Consider the following 22,630-nt stretch of genomic DNA (forward strand, 5'->3'; position numbering starts at 1 on the left):
AGAATCCTAATTTAATGATTAATGGTCATTATAAAAAAAATCCAAATTGAAAATACAATTTGGATTTTTTTATAATATAAAGATGTTTACCAACTACCTGAAGCACCACCTCCACCGAAACTTCCTCCACCGAAGCCACCAAAGCCTCCGCCTGAAGAACCTCCACCGAAAGATCCACCTCCAGAACCAAACCCTCCACCTCCAAAGATAGAACGGCCTGTATTCATTAAGATAACATCATCTAATAAACTTCTTTGTCTGTGTCCGCCATTTCCACGTCCACCTCCTTTATTTTTTCCACCACCAAATATAGCGTACAAGATAAAAGCTATAAAAAATAGTAATATAAACGTTGCAAACCAATCTACTTCGTATTGATCCTCTTTTGGTTCCGCCTTATATTTCCCATTAAAATATTTAAATATTGTATCTACACCAGCATTTATACCCTCAGCATAATCACCATTTTTAAAATATGGTATAATTATTTGATCAATAATTGATTTATTAATCGAAGGTGGTAATTGTATTTGAGATGCATATCCTGTTCTTATAGTTATTTTTCTGTCTTTTTCGCTTAAGACGATAACTATTCCATTATCTTTTCCTTTTTGACCTACACCCCATTTTTCTCCAATTTCGTTTGCAAATGTTTCAATTGGATAACCTTCTAACGATTCTACAGTTAAAACAAGAATCTGTGTAGAAGTGGAATCATTATAAGCAACAAGTTTATTTTCAAGATTATTAAGTTGCATGGCATCAAATACCTGCGCATAATCTTGAACCAATTTCTTTGGTGGATTTTTTAATTCCACTAATTCATAAGGTGTTTGTCCAAATAATGATACAAGACCTATAAAAAAAGAAAGAACGAAATACTTAACTGTAGCTGATTTCATCCGATAATTCATTTTGATCATCCTTTTGAAAAGGAAAATATTGTTTTAATGCGTCTCCTGTCATCTCTATTCCGCGACAAAGTCCTTTTGAATATTTCTCTTCTTTAAAGTATGAAATAACTTCATTTTTAATTTCGTCCCAAAAATTTTCAGGCGTAAGTGCATGAATTCCTTCATCACCTATAATTGTGAAATTATGATCAGTTGGACACACATGAAAAAGAACAGCATTACGATCTTTCGTACGATACATTTCCAAGCGTTCAAATACTTCTAATGCTTTAGCATAATGATCAGTAGAAGATTCGAATTCTATATGAACCCGAATCTCTCCACTTGTATTATTTTCTGCACGCTGTATTGCTTGTATAATATTCTGTTCTTGTTTGGTAGTAAGAAATATATTTTCTTTTTTACCCATAATTAGAATTCTACTTTTGGTGCATTTTCTGTTCCTGCAGCTGCTTTGAAATATCCTTTTTCTTTAAATCCTCCTAAATTTGCTATGAAATTATTTGGAAAAACTTTGATATGAGAATTAAAACCTTCTGCAGATGTATTATATTTTTTTCTTTCAAATAAAACTTCTTGCTCCATACTTTCTATAGATGCTTGTAAGTTTAGAAAGTTTTGATTTGCTTTAAGCTCAGGGTATTTTTCAACAGAAACCATTAAGCGACTTAATGCACCACCTAATTGATCTTGTGCTGCTTGGAATTTAGCAATATTTGCTTCTGTCAATTCAGATGCATCATTTAAATTTAACTGAGTTGAAGTTGCTTTTGCACGAGCTTCTATCACTTGGGTTAAAGTTTCTTTTTCAAAATTTGCCGCTCCTTTTACTGTCCCGACTAACTGATCAACTAAATCTGAACGTTTTTGATATGTATTTTCAACATTAGACCATTGTGCTTTAACACCTTCTTCCATTGGAACCATGCTGTTATATTTGGATACAAACCAACCACCTACAATTAGTAATAAAACTACGATAGCAGCTAAAATACCACCACCAATAAGACACCCTTTGTTTTTCATATATTTAAATAATAGTTATATTCGTAAAGTTAATTTTTTTCTCGAATATTATTGCAAAAATAAAGCCGCACTTAGATAAGCGCGGCTTCTTTATATTAAATTTACATTAAATCTAATTCATTAAACTCTTTGCCCAACTCTCCTCCAATGGAATCAACCATTTAGATTTAAATTCTGATAAAGACGAAATACCATTATTGAAAATATTAATATTGGTATATGCCCCTTCTTTTACATTCTTTTTAAAAGTTGGTAATTTTTCTATTTTAATTTCTCCATTATCTTCAAATGCTACTAACATTCTATTTAAAAACTCAAAATTATACGCTTCATCTAGTTCACGCATAATTTTAGTTAATTTATCTATAGAACAACCACTTGCCATAGCTTGATTTTCATCAACTCCAACAACTATAAATTGATCATGAGGCAAATCAAAGTCTGCTAAAAGCGCTGCTCCATGTGCATTCCAATCTGCTATAAAAGTCTTTAATTTAGATGTAATTGTTTCTTTTTCTTCTGAAGAAAATTTACGATTGGCTTGAAAAATCCAAATTCTTGAATTGTCTGCTAAATTCATCGTATAATATTTAAATATTTATACAAATATACTACGGTATTTTTGATTAAATACTGCATAAAAAATAGTTCTAAAAATAAAAGCTATTCTTTGCAGAATAGCTTTATATTTTAAAAATGATAATTTTTATAAGTCTTGTGCTTCAGCAATTAATTCTGCTAAATCTTTAACCATTACTTTTGATTCTTGCTCAAAATGTTTTACACCGTCTGTCATCATTGTATTACAAAAAGGACATCCTGTAGCAATAATTTGAGGTTTCTCTTGTAAAGCCTCTTCAGTTCGCTCTATATTAATGTCTTTATTTCCCTTTTCGGGTTCTTTAAACATTTGCGCACCTCCAGCACCACAACATAATCCACGCGTCTTACAGCGTTTCATTTCTACTAATTCTGCGTCTAATTTCTCTATCAAAGCACGAGGAGCTTCATACACATCATTACCTCTACCTAAATAGCATGGATCATGAAAAGTAATTTTTTTCCCTTTAAAAGTTTCAGAACCTTCTAATTTTAATTTACCTGCATCAATTAATTGTTGTAAATATTGAGAGTGATGTAATACTTCATAATTCCCACCTAAGTTAGGATATTCATTTTTTAAGGTATTAAAACAATGAGGACAAGTTGTAACGATTTTTTTTACTTCGTATGCATTTAATACCTCAATATTCATCATGGCTTGCATTTGGAATACAAATTCGTTTCCTGCTCGCTTTGCAGGATCTCCAGTACATGACTCTTCAGTTCCTAATACTGCAAATTCAACTCCTATATGATTTAATATTTTTACAAATGCTCTTGTAATTTTTTTAGCTCGATCATCAAAACTTCCGGCACATCCTACCCAGAATAAAACCTCTGGTTGTTTGCCTTCAGCCATGAACTGAGCCATAGTTTTCACAGTTATATTTGACATAGTTTTTTTGTAGTTCTTTTAGTTTTCTTTGTGAATCCTTAGCTAAGAATCGTATTGCCCATCATCAAAAACTTGGATGGAAACATTTTTCTCAACTAAATCGGTAAATTTCCCATTATATCGCGTTGCTTTTACTAAATGGTTATCTACCCAATGGTAATTACCTCCACGAGGTTTTCCCATCAATAAACCATGGTATTTAAACCCATGTTTTTGTAACCAAATCTCAGTATACTCGCGATGTTCTTCTGTACGTGATGTGAAAAATGTAATAATATGTCCCTCATCATACCACTTGTTTAAGGTGATTAAGGCATCTGGATAAACATTTGCTGTTAACATTCTTTCGGGTTCTTCGTTAGGAATATCGTCGCAAATTGTTCCATCAATATCAATTAAATAATTTTTTACATCGTCTGGTAAAATTGGACTTACTTTTTCTCCGTTTTCAATTTTTTCCTTTAAGAAATCTTCCATTTGTGTTGTTGTTTGTTATAGTGTATTAATTAATAGCAATGGGAGAGAATAAGTTTACAATTTTATCAGGATTTTAATCCTGTACCCAATTTAATCTGTCAGCGTTATTGAATTGCCATGGCGCTCCATTATTTTCGACATTTGTCATCATCATATTTAGCTCATTAGGAGCAGCAGATTGTTCCATTACTAAGTAACGGCGTAAGTCTATAATAATTGATAACGGATCTATATTTATAGGACAAGCCTGTGTACATGCATTACAAGATGTACAAGCCCATAACTCTTCTGCAGAAATGTAATCATTAACTAATGTTTTACCATCATCTACAAATCCTCCATTTTTATCGATATTTTTACTTACATCTTCTATACGATCTCTTGTATCCATCATAATTTTTCTAGGAGATAGTTTTTTTCCTGTCAAATTTGCTGGACATTCAGACGTACAACGTCCACATTCTGTACATGTGTAAGCATTTAGTAATTGAACTTGGTTAAGATCAAATATATCTTTCGCGCCAAAAGTTTCTGGTTCTCCTACAGGTTCCGTTGGAGCCGCAAAAGGATCTGCATTAGGATCCATCATCAATTTTACCTCATTTGTTACAGATTCAAGATTTGTAAATTCTCCTTTGGGTTCTAATTTAGAAAACCATGTATTTGGAAAAGCTAAAATGATATGTAAGTGTTTTGAATAATATAAATAATTCAAGAAGAAAAATATACCGATGATATGAAACCACCATGCAGCTCTTTCTACAATTGTAAGAAATGTTACATCATTAAAATGACTTAAAATTGGCGCAGTTAACCATGATGATATAGGAAAAGATCCTGCAACAGGATAATGTTCTGCTCCCATTTGTTGCAACACTTGGTCGGCTCCATTCATCGTTAATAATGCGAACATAAAGGCAACTTCCATAAATAAGATGTAGTTGGCATCATCTTTAGGAAAATCTTTCATTTCTGGTTTCCAAAAGCGCTGTACTTTAACAATGTTACGTCGAATCCAAAAAATGACACATGATACTAAAACTAAGAAAGCTAAAACTTCAAAGAATCCGATCATTGCATCATAAAATCCGCCTAAAAAACTTAGTACACGATGTGTCCCAAACAATCCATCGATTATGATTTCTGCAACTTCAATATTAATTAGTAAGAATCCAACATACACAATAATGTGCAAAAATCCTGCGACTGGTCTTACTGTCATTTTACCTTGACCCAAGGCAACACGTGCCATTGTAGCCCATCGTTCCGATGGATTATCGAAACGATCGATCTTCTTACCTAACTTGATGTTTCGTATAATTTTCTTCACATTTTGTGAAAAGAACCATAACGAACCAATCATGATAAGTGCAAAGATTACATTAGGAATGTAATTCATCATTTATTATAGTTTTTTTTGTGAGTTTTTTGGTTTTAGTTTTATTCTTGAATTACTTGCTTTTTACCAAAAACTGAAATGTTAACGTAACGACTTGGATTTTTCTTTAAGTCTTCTACCAACGCATTCATGCTTTTAATTGTTGCTTGCAATTCATTTGCAATATTGTCTTCTTTAGCTAATTTACCCAATGATCCTTTCCCTTTATTAATGTCATCCAATAAAACATTTAAGTTTTTAGACGCATTTTCAAAGTTTTTAATCGTTGTTTCAAGATCCATTGCGTTGATCTTGTCAGCTGTTTTTCCAAACTTTTCAATAGTAGCTTTAGTTGACGTTAAAGTAGTATTAGCATTATTTAAAGTTTGGGTGATTGTTTTACCATTTGCTGTGATTAATCCATTTGCAGAATTAGATGTTCTTTCGATTGATTTTGCAGTAGCATCAAAAGAACTAACAGTATTATTCATGTTTTTTAATAAAACTTTCAAATTCTGTTTATTTTCTTCATCTAACATCGTTTCTACACCTGATAAAGTTTTATTTAAGGTAATTAAAACTGAATCAATTTTTGTTTGTGTTGGGCCTAATTGCTCTGTAATACCTGCAAATAAACCACCGGAAACTCGACCTGGTAAGAAATCGCCATCTTTCGCGATATCTTTTCCATAATCTAAGATTAATCTAACTTCAGGACCAGACATAATTCCTGGTTCGTAAATTTCTGCTACTGTATTTTTAGAAAATTGTACATCTTTTTCTACAGAAATTAATACTTCGAAGAATATCGGTTGTTGATCATCAATAATAACGATATCTTCTACACGTCCAACTCTAAGACCGTTAATTGTAACTGGTTTAGATGGTGCAAGCCCGCTAACGTTTTCGTATTTTACTTTAAATACTCTACCAGAAGTGAACAGATTTTTACCTTTTAAAAAATTAAATAAGATAAAAAAACTCACTAATGTTACTAAAACTGCGACACCTATTTTGGCTTCTTTTGAAATTTTCACTTTTAAGAATGTTTTTGCAAAATTAATTATAATTTAGATAGAACTGGTCAATATTACAAAGGTTCTTCACCATTAAAAGTAACAACGAATGCGTTTCTGAAACCTTTTTTCTGAACAGCCTCTAATGTTTTCTGTGCAGAATCTAATGTTTTATCAGTTCCAAAATAATAATTAAACATCCCTCCACTCTTCACTCTTAACACGTTAGACAATCCGTTAAAGCGATCATCTCTATCTTTATATTTTTTATTAGATGTCATAAATAATACACGATAATTTTTTTGACCATCTAATCTTTTATTTAAATCAAACTCTACTATGGATGCTTTTGTAAAACCTTTACGTTTTACAACACTCAATAATTCATCCGCTCTTGACTGTAAATTGGTATTTCCGTAGTAATATACGTATTTTGATCCATCTTGAACAATTTCCACATCAGTTAATCCTTTTAATTGTGGAGATGATATTGAATATTTTAGCGTTGTTTCTAGAAATTTAACTTTTAATGATTTTCCTTCTAAAGGTTTTTCGGCAACTTTTACAGGTTTTGGTTTTTCATCAGTTGAAACAATTCCTGAACGACGATCAAATTCTTTTTTATATTCTTTAAATGCCGCATAAATAGCTTCAGTTGAAGCTTGTTTACCTGCATCAGAAGCTAAATATGTACCTTCTTCGTAATTAGAAATAAATCCTAATTCTACTAAAACAGATGGAGAAGCATTCCCTCTAAGAACGTGAAAATTTGCTTGTTTTACCCCTCTACTTTTTCTTCCTTGTTTGTTTACAAAAGATTTTTCTACTAAATCTGCAAAACGAATTGATTGTTCTTTGTAAGCTGCATTCATAATTTCGAAAGCAATAACAGCTTCTGGATCATTAGGATTAAATTTCTCGTATTTTTCTTGATCCTTTTCTAAGAATACTACTGAATTTTCTCGTCTTGAAACCTCATCTGTTTGATTCATTTTATTTAATCCCATCACAAATGTTTCTGTTCCTGTTGCAGAAGAATTCGTTGCAGAATTACAGTGAATTGAAATAAATAAATTTGCTTTGTTATTATTAGAAATTTGAGTTCTTTCCCAAAGTTCTAAGAATACATCTGTTTTTCTTGTATATACTACTTTAACATCTGGATGATTTTTTTCTATCATCGCTCCAAATCTTAAAACAACATCTAACGCGATATTCTTCTCTAAATCAGCAACTCCCCTCGCTCCTGCATCCTTCCCTCCATGGCCGGCATCTATAACAACTACAAAATTAGTTTTCTTTTGTGCAAATGAAAGTGTAGAAAAAAGCACCATCATTGCAAAAAATAAATACTTTTGTATGTTAATCATTTTTAATCTCATAATTAGGATTGTTTTTTTGATTAATTTTGACGCAATTTATAAAAAATAAGTTTTTCAATTTGTTTACTAACGCATTTAAATCCATATTATTTTTTAGCCCGGCCTTGGTTTGTACAATTACATTTGCTCAGGTGGATAAAAATAATGATAAAAATGGAAACTCAAAAGTAGTCACTGATTCTATAAAATTAGATACTATTATACCTGTTAAAGAGAAAATAGAATTTATAGTAGATAGAGAGTCGGATGACGAAAGACATGACCTAAAGAAACGTACTTCGTATTTTTTACGCAACTCGCGTGTAACGTATGGAGATATGTCTATATATGCTGATTATATTGAATTGAACTGGAATACAGGAGATGTATATGCCGAAGGTAAGCGCGATTCTATTGGTCAAATAACAGAGCAAACAAAATTCGTACAAGGTAATCAAGAGTTTTTCCAAGATGCTTTTAAAGTGAATTTCAAAACCAAGGTCGGTATTGCATATAATGTACGCATGACTGAAGGTGAAGGAGTAATTATTGCTGATAAAGTAAAACGTGTAAATGATTCTGTGATGTATCTGCATCGTGCAGATTATACAACGGATACTTATTTTAAAGACGGGAAAACCAAAGATCCGGACTTCGTATTACGTGCTTCGCCAGGAAAATTATTAGATAATGGTGATCAGAAAGTTTTAATTACTGGTCCTATTAATATGCGTATATATGACATACCAACCCCATTAGTTGCACCTTTTTCTTATATACCTCTAGGAAGTAAGAGATCTGCAGGTATATTAATGCCACGTCCTGGAGAAAGATCTGATTTAGGATTTTTTGTTGAAGGTATTGGATTTTATTTACCAGTTGGTGAATATTTCGATATTAAAATGACAGGAGATATTTATACAAAAGGTAGTTGGGGTCTGCGTACTGAGAGTACTTATAAAAAGAATTATAAGTTTTCGGGACGCTTTGCAGCTAATTTTGAGAAAAGAATTAGTGGAATAAAAGGATTAACAACTGGAAATAATGCCTATAACAAAAATGATTTATTTGGTGTAAGTTGGTCGCATCAACAAGATCCAAAATCAAATCCTTACACTCAGTTTAATGCGAATGTAAATTTCTCAAGTTCTAAATATTATCAAAATTCGATTAGTACGCAGTACATCGAGAATAATCAAGTATATACAAATAACATCAACTCTTCTATTACATTAAATAAGAAGTTTAGAGATTCTCCCTTCTCTGCAACACTAAGTATGGGACACTCTCAGTTATTAACTCAGCCAACGAGTCAAATTATATCTGATTCAAATAATAATATTACATTAACCGCTCCGCGATTAAATGTTAATATGACACGTATCTACCCATTTGCGCCAAAAGCTGGAGCAAAAAAAGGATTGATCCAAAATTTAGGTTTAGATTACACATTACAAGCAGCAAATGAAATTAGAACTAATGACACGGATATTTTTACTAAAAAAATGTGGGATGAACAATCTCGTTTAGGAGCAAGTCATCGTGTTAATTTATCAACAGCGGTTACATTAGCAAACTATTTTCCTTTAAGTTTAACTTCTACGTACAATGAAACGTGGAGTGATCAAAAAATTCTAAGAACATATAACCCTATAAATCAACGCACAATAGATACGCGAATTAAAGGTTTTAGTGCTTATAGAACCTTTAATATAAATGCAAGTATTTCTACTAATATTTACGGTACATTTATTAATAGTAATAAAAATGCAAAAATTCAGGGTATACGTCATGTAATCAGTCCTAATATCGGATTCTCTTATAACCCTAATTTTCAAGACCCAAGTTGGGGATATTATAGCAAATACCAAAAAGACAATACCTCTTTAGTTGTTCCTCTTGGACAAGACAAAGAAGATGTTTGGTACAATCAATTTGAACAAGCTTTATACGGCACATCAATTCCTCAATTGACGAATAGTTTAAATTTTGGAGTTTTAACTAATTTAGAATTAAAGGTAAAAGACGACAGCGACCCAAAAGGGTATAAAAAAGTAAAAATATTTGAGTCTTTACGATTTTCATCATCTTATAATTTTTCAGCAGAGAGTTTTAAACTTTCACCAATATCTATGTCTGGTACAACCACATTTATGGATAGAAAAGTTAATGTACAATTTGGTGGTCAATTTAACCCTTATAAATTAGAATTTGAACCTGGCAAAAATGCAGGTAAATATATTGATGAATTGGTAATGCCTCGTTTAACTAATTTTCAAATAGGAACTGGTTATTCTTTTGACAATTCTACATTTGGAGGAAAGAAGTTTGAACCAAAAAACTATAAAAAACGTGGAGAGATTAGAGATGAAAATTTCTATTTTGATGATGAAAATTATGCACATTTCGCAATTCCTTGGAGTTTAAATGCTTCTTTAAATTATACTTATAATAAAGGAACTCTTCGAGAGGCTAATCATACAGGTTCTATAATGTTGAATGGTTCTGTACAACCTTCTCCTTTTTGGAATATTAATGTAAGTACAAATTACGATTTTGTAGATAATAAAATTACAATGCTTAATTTAGGATTAGAAAGAGATCTACGTAGTTTCAGAATGTCTTTCAATTGGGTGCCAATGGGAAGATATAAGTATTACGGATTTATGATTGCTTTAAAATCATCTATGCTAAGCGATTTAAAATATAACGATAGATCAAGAACTAGATTTTAAAAAAACACAAACAATATGAAAAAAGAAATTATATACACAGCAAAAGCACCTGAAGCAATTGGACCATATTCTCAAGGTGTAAAATATAATGGATTTGTATACACTTCTGGACAAATCCCTTTTAATGTAGAAGCAGGAGCATTAGTTACTACAGGAATAAAAGATGAAGTGCACCAAGTAATGAAAAATGTAAAAGCTATTTTAGAAGCTGCCGGAACATCAATTGATAATATTGTGAAAACTACAATTTTTGTGAAGGATTTAAATGACTTTAATGAGGTAAACGAGGTATATGCATCTTATTTTACAGATACTAATTACCCAGCACGAGAATGTGTAGAAGTAGCACGTTTACCTCGCGATGTAAACGTAGAAATTTCAGTGATTGCAATTGCATAACTGAGAACTAAACAATAAATATGCTAAAAGACAAAACTGTACTAAGGAATATAATTGGTGTAATTACTGGTTTGATAGTTGTATATCTTATCGTAAATTTAGGAATTACATTAAATGCTGAAAGATTAGGATGGACAGATGAAAAAGTTTTTCCGGAATGGAGACATATTATAAAATATTTCACAAAAGGTGATGGGAAACAATTCGAAATAGATTTTTTTGGATTAATGTTATTATCATCTGGTATTGCAGCTTTATGCGGGGGTATCGTAACAGCTATTATCGTTAGAAAAGCAAAACAAGCTTATTCAATGTTAATTGGATTTATTCTATTATTAGTAGCCTTTGGAGATATTATTTTCACTCCATACCATCCCACATGGTACGAAATTGCAATATGTCCAGTACTATTCTTATTTTCATGGATAGGAGGATTAATTATAGACATTATCTATAAAAAATTCTTTCGAAAGAAGAAACCAATTTCTCAATCCTACTAATAAAACAAAAATATGTCTGAAAAAGATAAAAAAATACGTGTTGCCATATCTATTGGAGACTACAATGGAATTGGAATTGAAATTATTTTAAAAACTTTAGTTGATAAAGATATTACAGAATTCTTTACACCTGTAATTTTTGGATCTACTAAATTATTATCACATCAAAAAGATAAATTAAAACTTGATCGCATCAATTTTCAAGGAATACAAGATGTAAATCAAATTATCGATGGAAAAATAAATATTGTTAATTTATGGAAAGATCAAATTGACGTTCAATTCGGAAAGGTAACTAAACAAGCTGGAGAATATGCCTATCAATCGCTAAAAGCAGCTGCACAATCGGTAGTAGATGGCTTTACAGATGTATTAGTTACTGCACCTATTAACAAAGATAATATTCAGTCAGAGGAATTCCATTTCCCAGGACACACAGAATACTTAGGCGAAGTATGGGGTGGAGAACCATTAATGTTTTTAGTAGCAGAAAAAATAAAAGTAGGTTTAGTCTCTCAACACATACCAATTGCTAAAGTAGCACAAAGCATTACAAAGAAAAATGTTTACAATAAAATTCAGCAAATCTATAAAAGTTTAGTTGAAGATTATACCATAGAAAAACCAAAAATTGCAGTACTTGGGTTAAATCCACATGCTGGTGATAATGGTTTATTAGGAACAGAAGAACAAGAAATTATAAATCCTGCAATAGAGCGCTGTAAAACTGAAAACAAATTAGTATACGGCCCATATTCTGCTGATAGTTTCTTTAATCCTTCAAATTTAGATGTTTTTGATGCAGTCCTAGCAATGTATCATGATCAAGGTTTAATCCCATTTAAGACCATCGCATTTGATGAAGGAGTAAACTATACAGCTGGATTAAAATATGTACGTACATCTCCTGATCATGGAGTAGCTTATGACATTGCTGGAAAAGGAATTGCTAACAATGAATCTTTTAAAGAGGCTATTTTTTTAGCAATGGAATTATATAAAAATCGCCTAGATTATGCTGAATTAACTAAAGATATTCTTCAGCATATCCCATTAAAACTAGAAAAAGGCGAGAATAGAGAATAAAAAATTAAAATATTTAGCAAAGAGTTCTTTATTTAAAAGAAAAAAATTATCTTTGCGAACCTTTTCGTGATATGGACAAACTGAAAAATTATAACATTATATTTTCTGGATTACCATTAGGAATTACAGAATTTGAGTATGAAATATCACAATCGTTCTTTGATTTGTTCGAAATTGAGACAGATTTTGATAACCCAGCGTTTAAAATAGCGGTTGCTTTTGAGAAAAAATCAACCATGTTAGAACTAATTTTCCAGATAAATGGGACAATTAATGTTGTTTGTGACGTAACGGGTGAAAAATTTGATCAAAAAATTTCAAATGAAGTCAAATTAATTGTTAAATTTGGCCACGAATTTGACAATACCGATAGTGAAATTTGGATTATTCCATTTGATGAGTATGAATTAAACATTGCACAACTTATTTATGAGTTAATAATGACATCTCTTCCATTAAAAAGATTACATCCTAAAGTTTTAGAAGGCAATATTGATCCTGAAACTGCTGAATTATTAGATGAGTACAGCATTTATGATTTAGAGCATATTGAAGATCAAAACGATGATAGTAACGAAGACGATGAGAATGATGATGACATCGATCCACGTTGGGCAAAGTTAAAAGATTTAAAACCATAGGGTTTTTAGTAATAATATAAAGAAAAAAGAAAAAAAGTAGTTAGATATGGCACATCCTAAGAGAAGACAGTCGTCAACAAGAAGAGATAAACGTAGAACACACTACAAAATCGAGGCTCCACAAATAGCAATCGATAAAACGACAGGTGAAGCTCACTTATACCACAGAGCACACTGGACTGACGGTAAATTATACTACAAAGGAAAAGTAGTATTAGAAAAAGTACAAGAAGTTACTGAATAATATCATCTTAGAAAGATTTCAAGCTGTTTCTCAACAAAAGAAGCAGCTTTTTTATTTTTTTTAAATACATTTGTTTCGTTTAATATAAAAAGTAACGTTTAAATTTAATTTTAAAAAACCGCATTATCATGGATATTAAAGACATTCAAAATTTAATCAGATTTGTCTCTAAGGCAGAAGTTGCTGAAGTAAGCATTAAGCAAGAAGATATTGAAATTAAAATTAAAACCCTACATGGGATTTCAAATCAACCAGCTCCACAAGCTTACTATGTTCCTCAACAAGTTCAATCTCCTGCTGTATCTTCACCGGCAATTGCAACTACTACAGAGGTTACTGCACCAGCTACTGATGAAAACAATAATTACATTACAGTAAAATCTCCAATGATCGGAACATTTTACCGTTCTTCTGGACCTGGTAAAGATGCTTTCGTTAGCGTTGGTGATACTATTGCACCAGGAAAAGTTTTATGTATTGTTGAAGCAATGAAATTATTTAACGAAATTGAATCAGAGGTTTCTGGGAAAATTGTAAAAATCTTAGTTGATGATGCTACTCCTGTAGAATACGATCAACCTTTATTCTTAGTTGACCCATCTTAATCTATAATATTTAGCTATGTTCAAAAAGATATTAATAGCAAATAGAGGAGAAATTGCAATGCGTGTAATTCGTACTGCAAAAGAAATGGGTATCAAGACCGTAGCTGTATATTCTAAAGCTGATGAGACGTCATTACATGTACGTTTTGCTGATGAAGCAGTTTGTATCGGTCCTGCGCAAAGTAAAGATTCTTACCTAAAAATGTCTAGTATTATTGCTGCAGCAGAAATTACTGATGCAGATGCTATTCACCCAGGGTATGGTTTCTTATCTGAAAACGCTACTTTCTCTAAAATTTGCCAAACAAACGGAATTAAATTTATTGGAGCTTCGCCAGAGCATATCGACCGTATGGGAGATAAAGCCAATGCAAAAGCTACAATGAAAGAAGCAGGTGTTCCAGTTGTTCCAGGATCAGAAGGATTATTGGACAGCTACGAAGACGCTTTAGTAATCGCTCGCGATATTAAATACCCTGTAATGCTTAAAGCAACTGCCGGTGGTGGTGGTAAAGGTATGCGTGCTGTTTGGAAAGAAGAAGACTTATTACATGCTTGGGAATCTGCTCGTCAAGAGGCTGCTGCAGCTTTCGGAAACGATGGTATGTATATGGAAAAATTAATCGAGGAACCTCGCCATGTAGAGATTCAAGTTGCTGGAGATAAATTCGGAAAAGCTTGTCACTTATCAGAGCGTGATTGTTCTATCCAACGTCGTAATCAAAAGTTAGTAGAAGAAACTCCATCTCCTATCATGACAGATGACTTACGCGAGCGTATGGGTACTGCAGCTGTAAAAGCAGCAGAATACATCGGGTATGAAGGTGTAGGTACAATTGAATTCTTAGTTGACAAACACGGTGATTTTTACTTTATGGAAATGAATACTCGTATCCAAGTAGAGCACCCAATTACAGAACAAGTAACAGGTTTCGATTTAGTGCGCGAACAAATTATGTTAGCTGCTGGTGAACCTATTTCTGGAAGGAACTATTATCCACAAATGCATTCAATAGAATGCCGTATCAATGCAGAAGATCCTTATAATGACTTCCGCCCTTCTCCAGGAAAAATTACATCAATCAATATTCCAGGAGGAAATGGTGTACGTGTAGATACGCATGTATATGCTGGATATACAATTCCACCTCATTACGATTCAATGATTGCTAAATTAATCACAACTGCTCAAACGCGTGAAGAAGCAATTCAGAAAATGAAACGTGCTTTAGGTGAGTTTTATATTGAAGGAATTAAAACTACAATACCATTCCACTTACAGTTGATGGACGATCCTAACTTTATTGCAGGAAACTACACAACTAAATTTATGGAAGATTTTGTATATGATTCTTCTTATGCAGATATGGATTAAAATTATAAATCCTTAAAATACAAAAAGTTCGGTCACTTCGGTAACCGAACTTTTTTTTATAATTAAAATTGATCAAATCGTTACGATTTAAACATTTCACAAATCATAAATTAATGCTAATTAATCACTTGTAAATTATAGTTAAAGCTTTACTATTCACATAAAATTTGTACATTTGCAAACCAAATTTTAGTTCGATGAATATTACTAGAAATACAACAGACAACTTATCTGCAGTAATCACTATTACTGTAAACAAAGATGATTATCAAGAAAAAGTAGACAAGGTATTAAACCAATACAGAAAAACTGCTAACATTAAAGGTTTCCGCGCAGGACAAGTTCCTATGAGTTTTGTAAAAAAACAATACGGACAAGCTGTAGTTTATGACACAGTTAATGAAATTTTACAAAAAGCAGTTTCTGAACACATCAACGAAGAAAAATTATCTATCTTAGGTAACCCGATCCCAGTAGTTAAAGAAGCTATTGATTGGAATGCAGAAGAATTAACTTTTGATTTTGAAATTGGATTAGCTCCAGAATTTGAAGTTGACTTAACTAAAGTTGAGGTTGAAACTTATAAAGTAAAAGTTGAAGAAGACGAAGTTCAAAAATATGTTGACAACTTTACACAACGTTTCGGAGCATTAAAATCTTTAGAAGCTGTAGAAGAAGGTGCTATCTTAAAAGTTGATCAAACTATCAACGGTGAAGAAGCTAAACCATCTTTCATCCGCGTTGAAGATTTAAAAGATGCATCTGCATTTATGGGTAAAAAAGTTGGAGATGTTGTTGAAGTTAATACAAAAGATATTTTTGATACAACTGAAGAAGCTACTCAACACTTAGGAACAGAAGTTGCTGAAGAAGGTGTAAATGTAACATTTACATTAAAAGAAGTAAATACTGTTGCTAAAGCAGAAATCAACCAAGAGTTATTTGATAAAGTTTACGGAGAAGGTGCAGTTGATTCTGAAGAAGCTTTCCGTGAAAAGATCAAAACTGAATCTGAAAATATGTACAGCAAAGAAGCTGATAAGCAAATCATCAATGATGTTGTTGCTCAATTATTAGCTAATACAACTTTTGATTTACCAACAGAATTCTTAACAAAATGGTTAACTTTCTCTAACGAGCAAATTGCTACAGAAGAGCAAGCTGCAGAGGAATTAACTAAAATGGAGAAATCTTTACGTTACCAATTAATTGAAGCAAAAATAGCTGAGGCAAATAATGTTGAAGTAAATGCTGAAGAAGTTAAAGAAGCTGCTGTAGCTGCTATAACTGAGCAATTAAAAATGTACGGACAAACTACTATTCCTGAAGAGAGCATGAACCAAATTATTGCTGGTGCATTATCAAATCAAGAAGAATATAATCGTTTATCTTACCAAGTTTTTACTGACAAAATGTTAGCAATCTTCAAAGAGAACGTTAAATTAAACGAGAAAGAAGTAACTTTTGACGAATTCGTTGAAATTATTACTGAAAAAAATAAAGAATTAGCAGAAGCTTAATTGATTTCTGAAAAAATTCTTTAACTTTCATTAAAATTATTAGATAGATAATGAAAAACGCTGGAGAAGAATTTAAAAAATACGCGTTATTAGATAAAGGAATTAGTAGCTTACATATGGAAAGCTACATCCAAGCTACGACGCCATATATCGTTGAAGAGAGAAAATTAAACGTTGCACAAATGGATGTTTTCTCACGTTTGATGATGGATAGAATTATCTTTTTAGGAACTGCTATTGATGATCAAATTGCGAACATCATTCAAGCTCAATTATTGTTCTTAGAAAGTGTAGATTCAACAAAAGATATTCAAATCTACGTTAACTCACCAGGTGGTGGTGTATATGCTGGTTTGGGTATTTATGACACAATGCAGTTAGTAAAACCTGATGTTGCTACTATTTGTACTGGTATGGCTGCTTCTATGGGAGCTGTTTTATTAAGTGCTGGTGCAGCAGGTAAACGTTCTGCGTTAAAACATTCAAGAGTTATGATTCACCAACCTTTAGGAGGTGCACAAGGTCAGGCTACTGATATGGAAATTACTTTAAAAGAAATTTTAAAGCTGAAAAAAGAATTATATGATATTCTTGGACACCATTCAGGCCAAACTTACGAGCAAATCGAAAAAGATGGAGAACGTGATTATTGGATGACTTCGCAAGAAGCTAAAGAATATGGTATGATTGACGAAGTATTATTACCTCGTAAATAAATCAAAATTCTAATTATAATATTAAATAGCTACTCAATAATTGAGTAGCTATTTTTTTCCATAATAAATATTGAATAACGTTAATGGTTTAAGTAAATTTATAAGTATTAGTTTATTACAATATTTATTTTTTTGAGTAACTTTGTAAATTGAATAAATAACAGACAAAATTGGAAGAAAATAAGTGTTCATTCTGTGGTAAAAGCAGAAATGATGTAAATATATTAGTATCTGGTGTAGAAGGAAATATTTGTGATACTTGTATTACACAAGCAAACGGAATAGTTCTTGAGGATAAAAAATTCAGTAATGAAGGTAATGCTATTCAACCTCTTAATTTAAAATCGCCAAGAGAAATCAAAAGCTTTTTGGATGATTATGTTATTGGTCAGGATCAAGCTAAAAAAATTCTTTCAGTAGCTGTATACAATCACTATAAAAGAATTTTACATGAATCTAACGCTAAAAATGAAGTTGAGATTGATAAATCTAACGTTATTTTAGTTGGAGAAACTGGGACTGGTAAAACATTATTGGCAAAATCAATTGCAAAATTACTAAATGTACCCTTTGCTATAGTAGATGCTACAGTTTTAACAGAAGCAGGATATGTAGGTGAAGATGTAGAAAGTATTTTGACTCGTTTATTACAAGCTGCGGATTATAATGTAGAACTTGCTGAAAAAGGGATTGTTTTTATTGATGAAGTTGATAAAATTGCAAGAAAATCTGATAATCCATCTATCACAAGAGATGTATCAGGAGAAGGAGTTCAGCAAGCTTTATTAAAGATTTTAGAAGGAACTGTAGTGAACGTTCCACCTAAAGGAGGTCGTAAGCATCCAGATCAAAAATTTGTTGAGGTTAATACAAAAGATATCTTGTTTATCGCTGGTGGAGCATTTTCAGGGATTGAAAAACATATTGCAGATCGATTAAAGAAACACGTAATCGGTTTTAAAAATGAAGAACCAAAAGATATTGAAAATTTATTGGACGAAGTAAACTCAATGGATTTAAAAAACTTTGGAATCATACCAGAATTAATAGGACGTTTACCAATTTTAACTTTTTTAAAGCCTTTGGATAAAGAAGCGATGAAAGCTATCTTAACAGAGCCTAAAAATGCATTGTTAAAACAGTACAAAAAAATCTTTGAAATTGACGGCAAGGAGCTAGTGATTACAGATGAAACCATTGATAAAATTGTAGATCGCGCAAATGAATTAGGACTTGGAGCAAGAGGATTAAGATCAGTTACAGAAGAGCTTTTTACAGATCTTATGTATAATATTGATCAATTACCTGAGAAAGTTTCAGTTTAATCCATTGACATAGTATATTTTAAAAATAAACTTTTTATATTTGCATTAACCTAAATGAATGCAAAAACCTCTTAAACAAATTAATATGAAAAAGAATTTACTTACTTTATCATTTCTTGTTGCATGTATTTCCACATATGCACAAGATACATATATAGGTGACAAAGCTATTGTAAAAGTGCAACCAAATACACTTTTCTATAATGGCGGAAATGTAAAATTAGCACCATCACAAGCCCCAGGAACAGCTTTAACAAATATTGTCCTAAATGAAGGTAATATCCAAATTGAAGGAAATTTTGAGAATACTATTACAAATTCAAAAGGTGAACACTTTACAAATTTATATAATTCATCTTCTTCTTACGGTCAGTTGATTATTAAAAGTGATTCAGAAGCTGAAGGAGCAATTTCAATAGAACGCCCTAAAATCGATATTACTACAAATGATTATTTTCCTTTTGGGTTACCATTCCAAAATGAGAATATGTACAGTGTAATTGAAAATATTACAGGAGTTCCAAATTCATTTAGTGGTGATTGTAAAGTTGATGTAGTATGTTCTAATAGATATAATAATACAATTTTAGTTTGGGATATTGCAAAAACAGAATATGATGCGGTCCCTAAACTGGATGGTACAAATACTAATTTTACACAAGTAATTCCAGGATCTAACTATACGATAAAAGTTAATGGAGGTGAAATACGTAATTTTATTACTTCCTTAGGTAATACAGTAAATAAATTCCCTATATATGGAACTCCAAACAATAAAGATTTAAAGTTACAAGGAATTGAAAGTGGTATAAAAGGCGTTAATAAAGCTACTTTTTCTGAATACAAATGGAGTGAATGGAAAAATAAGAAAAATAATTACGGAGAGGAGTTTAAATCTTATTTAGGTGCCGGTGTAGATACTAACGCAAGATATGCAAAAAATTTGCATAGATTTTCTAATCCTTTTACTTCGAATATTGATTTAAGTGATGTAAGTAAAACAAATTCTTGGATTGAATTTGTATTAGGTAATAACTCCATCCAAAAACCAACTGAGATATACACTACTACATTAAGATTTAAAGTAACAAAATTACCTGAAAACTATCAAGTAAATTGGAACAATAATACTGGTTCAACAAATATTGGGGATCCTAGAATTAGTGCATATTTACAAAAGAATGAGGATGTGAATGATGAAACTCCATATTTTTGGGCAGGTAATCCTGATGCTTTACTTATAAAACCTCTAGAATATTTTGAAATAGATTATTACACATTGTCTAAAAATAGATATGGAAGCAATATTGTTAAAGCAAACATTAATATAACTGATAATCAAAAAACATTTATTCAGTCATTTAATGGTACGGATCAACCTATTGCTTATGCCCGTAATAGTTATGGTTTCATCGGAGCAAATGATGAGAATTTAAAAAAGAAAGGTTTAATTTCAGGAAATGATTTTACTCAAGTTGAATTTTTTATAACAAAAGATAATTCAATTCTAGGAGAAGCGGCTTATCTTGTTAATTCATCTTCTTACAAAACAGGTGATGCCATTTCATCTAATATATCAAATAATAATATCTTTTTATATGAAGAAGATATTGATGGAAATGTAATTGAAGATGCACATACATTATTAAACCAGTTTAATACGAATGATTATATAGGTAAACCTTTAAGAATTGGATTTAATAATTTGAATGAAGGTGAATCTTATCAAATTAATCTAAGATTATTTGAAATTTCTATTTTAAATCAAGTCGATACATTTAATAGTGGTACGTATTATTTATTAGATAAATCTACTAATAATGTATCAGAATTAAATTCATCTAACAATATTTCATTTATTGCAGACGAAAATAGTAATAATCGATTTGAATTATTTTGGAAAGAACATCCTAAAACATTAGGTACTTCTGATTTGGTAAATACGGCTACATATATCTATAAAAATAATGCAAACCAGTTTGTTAAATTTGAAAACAATAATACTACAGCTCAGATTGAAATTTTTGATATTAGTGGAAGATTAATTTCTACATATAAAAATGTAAGTACTAGCAATGATTTCAGAATAGATGTTAACAAAAATTCTGGTGTTTATGTGGTAGTCATCACTTATAAAGATGGCAAAGTAGTAAAAGAAAAAGCCTTATTTAACTAAAATAATCCAATCTAATGAAAAAATTGAAATATTTATTAACTATCTTATTAGTGAGTTCATCATTGAATTTATCGTTTGCCCAAGGAGGATTGGACGATGATGGAGATTATTGCCCTGAATGTCCACCAACACCGTCGAATGGTCCTGGTAGAACTCCAATCGATGATTATGCTGGGGTATTAATTATTACAGCACTTACTATTGCTGGAGCAATATATTACAACAAAGAAAAACTAAGTATAAAAAATAAATAGTATTTTTAAACCTCAATCCACCGATTGAGGTTTTTTAATATAAATCACTTATGAAGAAATATTTCTTAATTCCTATTACTCTTTTAGGAACAGCTTTGCTTGCCCAATTCAATATAGATGGACAAATAACTAATTACAGCAATAAACCTGTATTAGTTAAAATTTTTGAAAATGGAAGTGCAAAAACAATTAAAACAATAACTACAGATGTTAATGGTAAATTTTCATCTAGAGTACCAGTCTCATACGCAGGAATAATTCGTTTAGAAATGCCATCTGGAGCAAACATTAATATTTTATCAGATAATGAAAATATTAAGTTTAAAACTAGTTATGACGAAACAATTCAAACTGGTTTAGAGGTGTTAGAAGGTAAAGCTCAAAAAGAATATACTTCCTTACAAAAATTAAATCCGCTAAATGATCTTAATAAAAATGTATTTCCGCATATAAAAAAGATGTATAATGTTAATGAAACATTTTATAAAGCAATCGAAGTGGAAGAAGAAAGAATTACTAAATTAAATGCTTCTCAAACGATTTCATCTCCATTGGTAAAATATATCCAAGGTCTTGAAAATCTTATTGGTGAAATTAAAAACAATCCATCAGAAGCTACTGCTAGTAAAATATTAAATCATATTCAATCAGATGATGAAAAATTAGAACAATCTGGACATTTATCTGATATATTATATGGATATTTGAATTATCAGTTTACTAAAAACTCTTCTGAAACTCCTGAAAATAATCTTAAGTTAGCTACAGAAGCTTTATTACAAAAAGGAAATATTGAAACTGAAAGAGGTCAGAATATTTTATCTACAATTTTTACATTAGTACCAGAACAAAATTTCCCTATTTTCTTTAATGAATATAAAACGAAAGTTAATAATTTAACTTGTAAAGTAACTGAAGATTTAAAATCAAAAATTAATGGGGCAACTGATTTAAAAGTTGGAGATAAAGCTCCTAACATTAATTTTGAAAAATCAGTAAAAGGTAAAAAAAGCTTGTATGATATTAAAGCTAATCAAAAACTAGTTGTTTTTTGGGCTTCATGGTGTCCTGCTTGTTTAAAAGAATTACCATATATCAAAGAATTCTATTCTGATTTTAAAAAGAATGGTGGTGAAATTATAGCTATTGCTCTTGACTACGATCAAAATGAATATGATAAAGCAACGAAAGATTTTGAATGGTATAATTACACCGATTTACTTCGTTGGGATTCTCCAATTGCAGAAGCATATAAAGTAAATTCAACACCTACTCTATTCTTATTAGATAAGGATAATAAAATTATCCAAAAAGCAAATCATGTTACAGATTTTCAATTATCAAAATAAATATAAAAAAGGCTTCAATTGAAGCCTTTTTTTAT

General features: G+C 31.1%; 23 protein-coding genes. 14 read left to right on the plus strand and 9 right to left on the minus strand.

Going from position 1 to position 22,630, the window contains the following annotated elements; translation table 11 throughout:
* Window positions 1-86: 86 nt before the first annotated feature.
* The 9 genes from IM532_RS13765 to IM532_RS03470 form a co-directional block, all read right to left on the minus strand.
* Entirely contained in the window at window positions 87-902 is an 816-nt protein-coding gene (locus IM532_RS13765; RefSeq protein ID WP_194182052.1) for a TPM domain-containing protein, read from the minus strand.
* On the minus strand, window positions 883-1,323 hold the full coding sequence (locus tag IM532_RS03435; protein ID WP_194182053.1) for a TPM domain-containing protein: 441 nt from the start codon (window positions 1,321-1,323) through the stop codon (window positions 883-885). Before IM532_RS03435 ends, IM532_RS13765 begins: the two co-directional genes overlap by 20 nt.
* 2 nt (window positions 1,324-1,325) lie before the next feature.
* On the minus strand, window positions 1,326-1,940 hold the full coding sequence (locus IM532_RS03440; protein WP_194182054.1) for a LemA family protein: 615 nt from the start codon (window positions 1,938-1,940) through the stop codon (window positions 1,326-1,328).
* A 112-nt stretch (window positions 1,941-2,052) separates the two neighbouring features.
* The gene (locus IM532_RS03445) at window positions 2,053-2,520 is read right to left on the minus strand and encodes a hypothetical protein (protein WP_194182055.1); all 468 of its coding nucleotides are present in this window, start codon (window positions 2,518-2,520) and stop codon (window positions 2,053-2,055) included.
* A gap of 126 nt (window positions 2,521-2,646) precedes the next feature.
* Entirely contained in the window at window positions 2,647-3,438 is a 792-nt protein-coding gene (locus tag IM532_RS03450) for a (Fe-S)-binding protein (protein WP_194182056.1), read from the minus strand.
* Window positions 3,439-3,480: 42 nt separating this feature from the next.
* A complete protein-coding gene (locus tag IM532_RS03455; protein WP_194182057.1) occupies window positions 3,481-3,915 on the minus strand; it encodes an LNS2 domain-containing protein in 435 nt (144 codons plus the stop codon).
* Between the two features lie 73 nt (window positions 3,916-3,988).
* Window positions 3,989-5,314 carry a 4Fe-4S dicluster domain-containing protein gene (locus IM532_RS03460; RefSeq protein ID WP_194182338.1) on the minus strand — a complete coding sequence of 442 codons (1,326 nt, stop codon included), beginning with the start codon at window positions 5,312-5,314 and terminating at the stop codon, window positions 3,989-3,991.
* Between the two features lie 41 nt (window positions 5,315-5,355).
* Window positions 5,356-6,330 carry an MlaD family protein gene (locus IM532_RS03465; protein ID WP_194182058.1) on the minus strand — a complete coding sequence of 325 codons (975 nt, stop codon included), beginning with the start codon at window positions 6,328-6,330 and terminating at the stop codon, window positions 5,356-5,358.
* A gap of 53 nt (window positions 6,331-6,383) precedes the next feature.
* A complete protein-coding gene (locus IM532_RS03470; protein ID WP_228063643.1) occupies window positions 6,384-7,679 on the minus strand; it encodes an N-acetylmuramoyl-L-alanine amidase family protein in 1,296 nt (431 codons plus the stop codon).
* A 143-nt stretch (window positions 7,680-7,822) separates the two neighbouring features.
* On the opposite strand from IM532_RS03470, the gene IM532_RS03475 reads away from it, so the two are divergent.
* From IM532_RS03475 to IM532_RS03540, 14 genes are all read left to right on the plus strand, one after another.
* Window positions 7,823-10,405, plus strand: coding sequence for a putative LPS assembly protein LptD (locus tag IM532_RS03475; protein ID WP_317172976.1), 2,583 nt, complete (start codon window positions 7,823-7,825; stop codon window positions 10,403-10,405).
* 15 nt (window positions 10,406-10,420) lie between these two features.
* Window positions 10,421-10,804: a RidA family protein gene (locus IM532_RS03480; RefSeq protein WP_194182060.1), complete on the plus strand. Its 384-nt coding sequence runs from the start codon at window positions 10,421-10,423 to the stop codon at window positions 10,802-10,804.
* Window positions 10,805-10,824: 20 nt separating this feature from the next.
* A complete protein-coding gene (locus IM532_RS03485; protein WP_194182061.1) occupies window positions 10,825-11,304 on the plus strand; it encodes a hypothetical protein in 480 nt (159 codons plus the stop codon).
* 12 nt (window positions 11,305-11,316) lie between these two features.
* Window positions 11,317-12,390 carry a 4-hydroxythreonine-4-phosphate dehydrogenase PdxA gene (gene pdxA / locus IM532_RS03490; protein WP_194182062.1) on the plus strand — a complete coding sequence of 358 codons (1,074 nt, stop codon included), beginning with the start codon at window positions 11,317-11,319 and terminating at the stop codon, window positions 12,388-12,390.
* A gap of 71 nt (window positions 12,391-12,461) precedes the next feature.
* Window positions 12,462-13,031, plus strand: a complete 570-nt coding sequence (locus tag IM532_RS03495; protein ID WP_194182063.1) for a YceD family protein — start codon at window positions 12,462-12,464, stop codon at window positions 13,029-13,031.
* Window positions 13,032-13,077: 46 nt separating this feature from the next.
* Window positions 13,078-13,275, plus strand: coding sequence for a 50S ribosomal protein L32 (gene rpmF / locus IM532_RS03500; protein WP_194182064.1), 198 nt, complete (start codon window positions 13,078-13,080; stop codon window positions 13,273-13,275).
* Window positions 13,276-13,403: 128 nt separating this feature from the next.
* Window positions 13,404-13,880, plus strand: coding sequence for an acetyl-CoA carboxylase biotin carboxyl carrier protein (accB, locus tag IM532_RS03505; protein ID WP_194182065.1), 477 nt, complete (start codon window positions 13,404-13,406; stop codon window positions 13,878-13,880).
* Window positions 13,881-13,896: 16 nt separating this feature from the next.
* The gene (gene accC, locus IM532_RS03510) at window positions 13,897-15,255 is read left to right on the plus strand and encodes an acetyl-CoA carboxylase biotin carboxylase subunit (protein ID WP_194182066.1); all 1,359 of its coding nucleotides are present in this window, start codon (window positions 13,897-13,899) and stop codon (window positions 15,253-15,255) included.
* Window positions 15,256-15,452: 197 nt separating this feature from the next.
* The gene (gene tig / locus IM532_RS03515; RefSeq protein ID WP_194182067.1) at window positions 15,453-16,775 is read left to right on the plus strand and encodes a trigger factor; all 1,323 of its coding nucleotides are present in this window, start codon (window positions 15,453-15,455) and stop codon (window positions 16,773-16,775) included.
* Between the two features lie 50 nt (window positions 16,776-16,825).
* Window positions 16,826-17,491: an ATP-dependent Clp endopeptidase proteolytic subunit ClpP gene (gene clpP / locus IM532_RS03520; protein ID WP_194182068.1), complete on the plus strand. Its 666-nt coding sequence runs from the start codon at window positions 16,826-16,828 to the stop codon at window positions 17,489-17,491.
* Window positions 17,492-17,661: 170 nt separating this feature from the next.
* Window positions 17,662-18,816 carry an ATP-dependent Clp protease ATP-binding subunit ClpX gene (gene clpX / locus IM532_RS03525; RefSeq protein ID WP_194182069.1) on the plus strand — a complete coding sequence of 385 codons (1,155 nt, stop codon included), beginning with the start codon at window positions 17,662-17,664 and terminating at the stop codon, window positions 18,814-18,816.
* Between the two features lie 85 nt (window positions 18,817-18,901).
* The gene (locus IM532_RS03530) at window positions 18,902-20,992 is read left to right on the plus strand and encodes a T9SS type A sorting domain-containing protein (protein WP_194182070.1); all 2,091 of its coding nucleotides are present in this window, start codon (window positions 18,902-18,904) and stop codon (window positions 20,990-20,992) included.
* Between the two features lie 14 nt (window positions 20,993-21,006).
* Complete coding sequence (locus IM532_RS03535) at window positions 21,007-21,246, plus strand: hypothetical protein (protein WP_194182071.1); 240 nt, start codon at window positions 21,007-21,009, stop codon at window positions 21,244-21,246.
* 50 nt (window positions 21,247-21,296) lie between these two features.
* On the plus strand, window positions 21,297-22,595 hold the full coding sequence (locus IM532_RS03540) for a TlpA disulfide reductase family protein (protein WP_194182072.1): 1,299 nt from the start codon (window positions 21,297-21,299) through the stop codon (window positions 22,593-22,595).
* Window positions 22,596-22,630 lie beyond the last annotated feature (35 nt).

Source organism: Faecalibacter rhinopitheci, assembly GCF_015234135.1.
Taxonomy (GTDB): Bacteria; Bacteroidota; Bacteroidia; order Flavobacteriales; family Weeksellaceae; genus Empedobacter; species Empedobacter rhinopitheci.

Excerpts from the sequence above, each read along its gene's own strand:
- IM532_RS03485 (WP_194182061.1), top strand. The coding sequence starts at position 10,825 with ATGCTAAAAGACAAAACTGTACTAAGGAATATAATTGGTGTAATTACT.
- IM532_RS03530 (WP_194182070.1), top strand. The coding sequence starts at position 18,902 with ATGAAAAAGAATTTACTTACTTTATCATTTCTTGTTGCATGTATTTCC.
- accC (WP_194182066.1), top strand. The coding sequence starts at position 13,897 with ATGTTCAAAAAGATATTAATAGCAAATAGAGGAGAAATTGCAATGCGT.
- IM532_RS03445 (WP_194182055.1), bottom strand. The coding sequence starts at position 2,520 with ATGAATTTAGCAGACAATTCAAGAATTTGGATTTTTCAAGCCAATCGT.
- IM532_RS03535 (WP_194182071.1), top strand. The coding sequence starts at position 21,007 with ATGAAAAAATTGAAATATTTATTAACTATCTTATTAGTGAGTTCATCA.
- IM532_RS03495 (WP_194182063.1), top strand. The coding sequence starts at position 12,462 with ATGGACAAACTGAAAAATTATAACATTATATTTTCTGGATTACCATTA.
- IM532_RS03480 (WP_194182060.1), top strand. The coding sequence starts at position 10,421 with ATGAAAAAAGAAATTATATACACAGCAAAAGCACCTGAAGCAATTGGA.
- IM532_RS03435 (WP_194182053.1), bottom strand. The coding sequence starts at position 1,323 with ATGGGTAAAAAAGAAAATATATTTCTTACTACCAAACAAGAACAGAAT.
- IM532_RS03460 (WP_194182338.1), bottom strand. The coding sequence starts at position 5,314 with ATGAATTACATTCCTAATGTAATCTTTGCACTTATCATGATTGGTTCG.
- pdxA (WP_194182062.1), top strand. The coding sequence starts at position 11,317 with ATGTCTGAAAAAGATAAAAAAATACGTGTTGCCATATCTATTGGAGAC.
- IM532_RS13765 (WP_194182052.1), bottom strand. The coding sequence starts at position 902 with ATGAAATCAGCTACAGTTAAGTATTTCGTTCTTTCTTTTTTTATAGGT.
- IM532_RS03455 (WP_194182057.1), bottom strand. The coding sequence starts at position 3,915 with ATGGAAGATTTCTTAAAGGAAAAAATTGAAAACGGAGAAAAAGTAAGT.
- IM532_RS03450 (WP_194182056.1), bottom strand. The coding sequence starts at position 3,438 with ATGTCAAATATAACTGTGAAAACTATGGCTCAGTTCATGGCTGAAGGC.
- IM532_RS03470 (WP_228063643.1), bottom strand. The coding sequence starts at position 7,679 with ATGATTAACATACAAAAGTATTTATTTTTTGCAATGATGGTGCTTTTT.
- IM532_RS03440 (WP_194182054.1), bottom strand. The coding sequence starts at position 1,940 with ATGAAAAACAAAGGGTGTCTTATTGGTGGTGGTATTTTAGCTGCTATC.
- rpmF (WP_194182064.1), top strand. The coding sequence starts at position 13,078 with ATGGCACATCCTAAGAGAAGACAGTCGTCAACAAGAAGAGATAAACGT.
- IM532_RS03540 (WP_194182072.1), top strand. The coding sequence starts at position 21,297 with ATGAAGAAATATTTCTTAATTCCTATTACTCTTTTAGGAACAGCTTTG.
- accB (WP_194182065.1), top strand. The coding sequence starts at position 13,404 with ATGGATATTAAAGACATTCAAAATTTAATCAGATTTGTCTCTAAGGCA.
- clpP (WP_194182068.1), top strand. The coding sequence starts at position 16,826 with ATGAAAAACGCTGGAGAAGAATTTAAAAAATACGCGTTATTAGATAAA.
- tig (WP_194182067.1), top strand. The coding sequence starts at position 15,453 with ATGAATATTACTAGAAATACAACAGACAACTTATCTGCAGTAATCACT.